Consider the following 5530-nt stretch of genomic DNA (forward strand, 5'->3'; position numbering starts at 1 on the left):
GCATGTCGTGCTTATAGCGGCTCGATCAATACCGGCGGTGGCACATGGACTACTAAAGAGTTTATTGTATGGCTTAAGCAAAACGGGGCCTTTGATGTTCCATACTGGATGTGCAAAGGCTCATGGTCATATGCCGACAATCGCATAATCAACGATACGGGTTGCGGCAATATCTGTCTTGCGGGGGCTGTGGTTGAAGTCATGGGCGTAGAATCTGCAATGACTATCCGTGTTACAACACCGACAACAACAAGCGGAAACGGTATCGCAAGCGTACAATTCACTTATATTAATCATGGTGAAGGGTACTATCCGGGCTGGCGTAGGGACTATAACACCGCAAATAAACCTACTGTTGAGGATGTGGGGGCATGTCGTGCTTATAGCGGCTCGATCAATACCGGCGGTGGCACATGGACTACTCAAGAGTTTATCGTATGGCTTAAGCAAAACGGAGCCTTTGATGTTCCATACTGGATGTGTAAAGGCTCATGGTCATATGCCGACAATCGCATAATCAACGATACAGGCTGCGGCAATATCTGTCTTGCGGGGGCTGTGGTTGAAGTTATGGGCGTAGAATCTGCAATGACTATCCGTGTTACAACGCCAACAACTACTGTAAATGATGGTATCTCGAATGCACAATTTACTTATATTAATCATGGTGAAGGGTACTATCCGGGTTGGCGTAGGGACTATAACATTGCAAACAAACCTACTGCCGGGGATGTGGGGGCATATACTAAAACCGAATGCGATAGTCGTTATTCCTTGAAAAGTGGCGTTGGGGTAATCAATTTACGGCTTGGAAGCTGGGCAAATGAAGGGGGATGGACAGACGAGACAAAAGATTGGTCAGCACCCGCTGGGCATGTCCTTGTTGGCTTGGGTACAATCATGTGGAGTTCAGGAAGACAACACCTTGCTAATGTGCATTACCGACCTATACAGGCATACATAAACGGTATTTGGGTAACAATCTCTGCAACTTAGGATGACATTATGAAAACCTCAATTTTTACACCTTATATTCCGAAAGATGGTGTATCTTGTATTCAATACTTGACAGATGATGAAGGCAATGATTGGTATCAAATTCAGGAAAAATTTTTAGAAGAAACCATCAAATTCACGTTTGATAAAAATGGAGTTATAACTTCGATGTCAAAGGATGTATCCAGCCTATTCCCTATTTATTTATCCGTTGCTGAACTTACGTCAGAAGCAGTGCCAACTGAAATAAATATTACAGGGGGATGGGTTTTTGACGGTAAGAAAATCATCCCGCGCATTTACACGTTGGAAGAGCAACGACAACAAATAGAGAACCAAAAATCAGAGAAGATGATTGCCGCAAACGTAATTATTCAGCCTTTGCAAGATGCCATTGATTTAGGGATAGCCACCAACGAGGAAAAAAAATTATTACTTGCATGGAAAAGGTATAGAGTGTTACTGAGTCGCATTGATACCTCATTAGTATCAGAAATTAACTGGCCTGAAAAACCAGCGTGAGATAATAACGGCCTGTTCTCCAGGCCGTAAATCTAAAGATTTAGGATTTATAAACTGAACTATAAATATTTATCGTTTCTGAGACCATTTTTCTCACATCAAATTCTTTAATCGCTTTTTCTCTAGCCTTTTCAGACAGCCTTTCTAACTCTTGAGATGATAAACCAGCAATCAGTTTTAAAATTTCATATACTGATGCTTCATTTCCTGCTTTTGTGATCCAACCATTAATACCATGATCAATGTTTTCTGGTAATCCCCCGAAATCACTGACAATAATAGGCAGACTACAAGCCATCATCTCTCTGCAAGCAAAACTGATAGTTTCACAATTGGTAGATAAAACAAATCCTACAGAAGCATTCTTCATGTAATTAATGATCCTTTTGTCATCATTGATATAACCAGTGAATTCAATATCAACATGAGAGAAAGGAACACCTACCAACTTATCGATATCTTTTTGGTAAGGAATACGCCCAATGATTTTTATACGAAATTTATTAGACAATGCTTTATCTTTTGCCAAGCATCTTATCAATAAATACCAACCCTTGTGTCCAGCGGTCCCAGCAGAAGAGATAAGCGTTATCTTTCCTTTTTCTTTAATTATACGTTCAATCTTCCATTTGTCAGTATTAACACCATTTTTTATGGTAATAGCTTGTTTGTCAGAGACAAAAGATAAGCATTGGTTTCTGGTGGCGTCACTAACGAAGATGATTTTTTCATTGAATTTTTTCAGCCTGACTCTGGATAACCAGGACACAAAATAATGATTATGTTTTGTATAGATTATCTTACTTTTCACGCCAAAAAGAACCTTTGCTAGGATAGCGATCTTATTATCAGAAGTCCCATTAGTATGAATAACGTCAATTTTTTGTTTTTTTGCAATACGTGACAAGGTCTTACAGGTTGTTACGAGTTGTTTAACTTTATTGAGTTTGCAGAAAAAATAAAGTGGAACAACATTGTTGAATCCAGAGCTGATAAGTTCTTTGTACAATCTACTTTCTGGTGGGCAAGCAACAAATAGTTTCCCTTTGTTATAATCAAAATACTTAACTATACTCATTATGTACGTGGTATGACCACCACCATTTCCTGTATGAAAATTTGTAATCAAAATATTCATGATTCTTGCTTACTCTTACCTTTAATTATCTGTTAAGTTTATGAGCTATGTCTCATGATCTTGTTACTAAAATTCTTATTTCCCTCTGTTACGTAGTCAGTACCTACAGCAGGAAGCCTATTTCCCTGCTACATTATTGCACTCTACTTTATCTTTAATTCAACGTAGCCAGGGTTTTAAATATCCAACAGGCTATTTCTTTGCAGTAAAGCCTCTTGGAATATTATCAGACTCAAGATGCTGTTTGATCAACTGCTGAAAATCTGGGACATATGAATCAATAAACTTCTTGTTTACTGCACCATGTAATTTTAGCATGTTTTGCGTAATCGATAGTTAGGTTACGAAAGGGTATTTAGAGCTTACCTGTTTACAATACTCTGCTCTACCGAGATATCAGCTCATTATAAATTACGTAATGTAAAAGTATATGATAATCCCTAGGGACGATTTTAGCTAGATAAAATTGAATCTTGGCTTCTCCTATTTTTTGCAATTTATATTTTTATGGAGTTCTTTTTATTGGTCTCGGCATAATCACTCTTATGTGTGTCCCTGTCAGGCTGACATATAGCCCGCTGGACTTTAATTCTATTATTCCCTGTTTTACACAAACAAGTAAGAAACTGATGAGTTTATAATTGCTATCCCTGAGAATTACTATCTATTTCTCTGATCTTCATCCTGTTAGTATTAAAATTAAATAGAGTAGTTAACCGATAAAAAGTGCTGTCTATGCTCCTACTGTAAAATGGGGTAAACATCTTAAAATCCGGTTTGATTGAGAATACACACTCAGATGGTGTAATCTACAACCAATCGGCAGAATACTGAACCTGTAAAGTTAAAGTGATCTGCTTCAGTGAATTACGAAATGGCAGCATAAAGCACAATAGGTAGGAATAATCTCGGAAAAGGCAGATAAAATAGGATGTTTTATTTTGTCATTGGGCTGCATAAGCAGCCCTTACTGTCATCATTCTGGCATCTTGGGCCATTCGATATCAGGCGCCAGTGAAGTATCAACACGGCTCAGTAATACCAGATACGTTTTCCAGTTCAACAGTTGCACTTTTTCTTCTTCTGAGGCCAGTCCAGTATCGACAGCATATTGTAATAAAGTAGCGGCCTCATTAGCTTGTTGGCAAAGTGTGGTTCGTTGCTGTTCAGCTTGTTCAATTTGACTGGCTTTTAGAGCGTCTTTGTCAGTGATCCACTCTTTACCGGTCCACTTGTCGAAATGAGTTGCGGGTTGTTTGAAGGTCAGGGTTTCTGGTAATTCACCCAGCTCAGTAACTTCTTGTTGTGCGAGGGTTTGCGTGTTGTAAACAATTTTTCCGCGATAGTCTGGAACGGTTTCCCAACACTTTCCATCCACACTACGACAAACAGCCAAATCATCAGACTTCGGCAGCTCCGGCGCATTGGGATAAGCACCCGCTGATAGACTAACGCCGAGCATCAGATATTCAATATCAGTAATTGTAAATTCCCTTGTTGATTGATTTGTGTGATAAACCTTTATCCAGCCTGCTTTCTTAGCTAATCCGTCTTTATCCAATACGGCTACTTCGGGTTCTAAAGAGTATTTTTGTTCTGTCATTATGCTGCTCTCACTATGTAGTTAAAAGCGATGTTACGGGGGCGGGTTTCATTTCCACCGGTCGGTGATGTCGTGCTGTCGATATACAGGAAACTATTATTATCAGTATCTGTAGCATTTGAGCCGACATTGTTGTTATACCCAGCTGGAGTTGCCTCCTTATTGCTAGCCCCGTGGAGACTGTTTACATTTTCGATATAATACCGGTCACGATAGCCGTGTTCATGACTTGCCAATAAATCGTTTTCTGCCGATAACAGTTTGCGACCCGGATTGACACCACGTCCTCCATCCCAACCACGAATAAACTCACCACGCAAATCAGGCAGTGCTCCTGATGGGTAAGCTGCCGCTAATTTAGGGTATATGGATTTATTAAATGCTTGACCGTTGCACGCAAGGTAACCTGATGGGGGATTTGGTTGCGGCCACGGGATGGGTGAACCAACTGGATAGATATCATCTTCTTTTCCAGATAATAAATAAGAGTAAACTTTCCCCTTAACCGCCCCTTTGGGGACTTCTGATAACTCTGCTATCTTCAATAACTGATTAACAGTTGCATTATCTGACACAAAAGCATTTAAAATTATGTTTTGAGCAAAAGGACCAATGAATATGTAAATATCATAGTTATCACCAGATGTATTAACAGTTGCTAAGTCAGTAGGTGCTTGAGTATTAACTGTGTACATCACTGCATTGATTCCGGCTGGCGCTCCATTCCCGGTTCTTAAAACTATATTGGTGATAGCGCATTGCTCAAAACTCCCAACGTTGTACCCTGAACCGCCAACAATATTAATATTGATAGTGCTCATCACTTTCATTGTTACTTCGGCAATTTTTACCCAAGCCGATGTCTGTACCGTCAGACTATTAATATATTGTTTACCTGACAAAGCCCCCACATCCTCAGCAGTAGGCTTATTCAATGTATTATATTGAATAGTCCAAGGTAGGTATTGCTCCGGCCCACCCCATGTCTGTCGCGTCGCAATATCGCCGTGATGCGATATGTACCGCTGCAAAATGACTCCGTTGGCGTTTTGTACATCAAGAATTCCATAGCCGTACATGTTGCCGTCGCGAGGAAAATCAGATACAGACGATGGGTTGGGTACAGCTACTCGATAAAAACCAGTTGATAAATAGTTCTTAAATTTTCCGCCGTTGGCAATTTCGCCGAGTTGATTTGAGCTTATCGCCCCCACATCCCCGGCACTCAAACTGATATCTCCGGTCAACGCCTTACCGTTTACTTTCCGACT

4 protein-coding genes and 1 pseudogene are annotated in these 5530 nt (G+C 40.1%); 2 read left to right on the forward strand and 3 right to left on the reverse strand.

All coding sequences use genetic code 11. The features are described from left to right. Both LGZ99_RS23185 and LGZ99_RS23190 read left to right on the forward strand, forming a co-directional pair. Positions 1 to 996 (forward strand): annotated as a pseudogene (locus LGZ99_RS23185) (hypothetical protein); the annotation flags it as partial. A 9-nt stretch (positions 997 to 1005) separates the two neighbouring features. Continuing rightward, a complete protein-coding gene (locus LGZ99_RS23190; protein WP_262979719.1) occupies positions 1006 to 1518 on the forward strand; it encodes a tail fiber assembly protein in 513 nt (170 codons plus the stop codon). Positions 1519 to 1558: 40 nt separating this feature from the next. Here LGZ99_RS23190 and LGZ99_RS23195 read toward each other — a convergent pair whose 3' ends face one another. The 3 genes from LGZ99_RS23195 to LGZ99_RS23205 all read right to left on the reverse strand — a co-directional run. Then, positions 1559 to 2656, reverse strand: coding sequence for a glycosyltransferase family 4 protein (locus LGZ99_RS23195; protein WP_262979720.1), 1098 nt, complete (start codon positions 2654 to 2656; stop codon positions 1559 to 1561). A 976-nt stretch (positions 2657 to 3632) separates the two neighbouring features. Further along, entirely contained in the window at positions 3633 to 4259 is a 627-nt protein-coding gene (locus tag LGZ99_RS23200; RefSeq protein WP_262979721.1) for a tail fiber assembly protein, read from the reverse strand. Next, positions 4259 to 5530 (reverse strand): phage tail protein (locus LGZ99_RS23205; RefSeq protein ID WP_262979722.1); only part of this gene is annotated, 1272 nt, incomplete at its 5' end. The genes LGZ99_RS23200 and LGZ99_RS23205, both read right to left, overlap by 1 nt.

The organism is Photorhabdus temperata, from assembly GCF_025384845.1.
Taxonomy (GTDB): Bacteria; Pseudomonadota; Gammaproteobacteria; order Enterobacterales; family Enterobacteriaceae; genus Photorhabdus; species Photorhabdus temperata.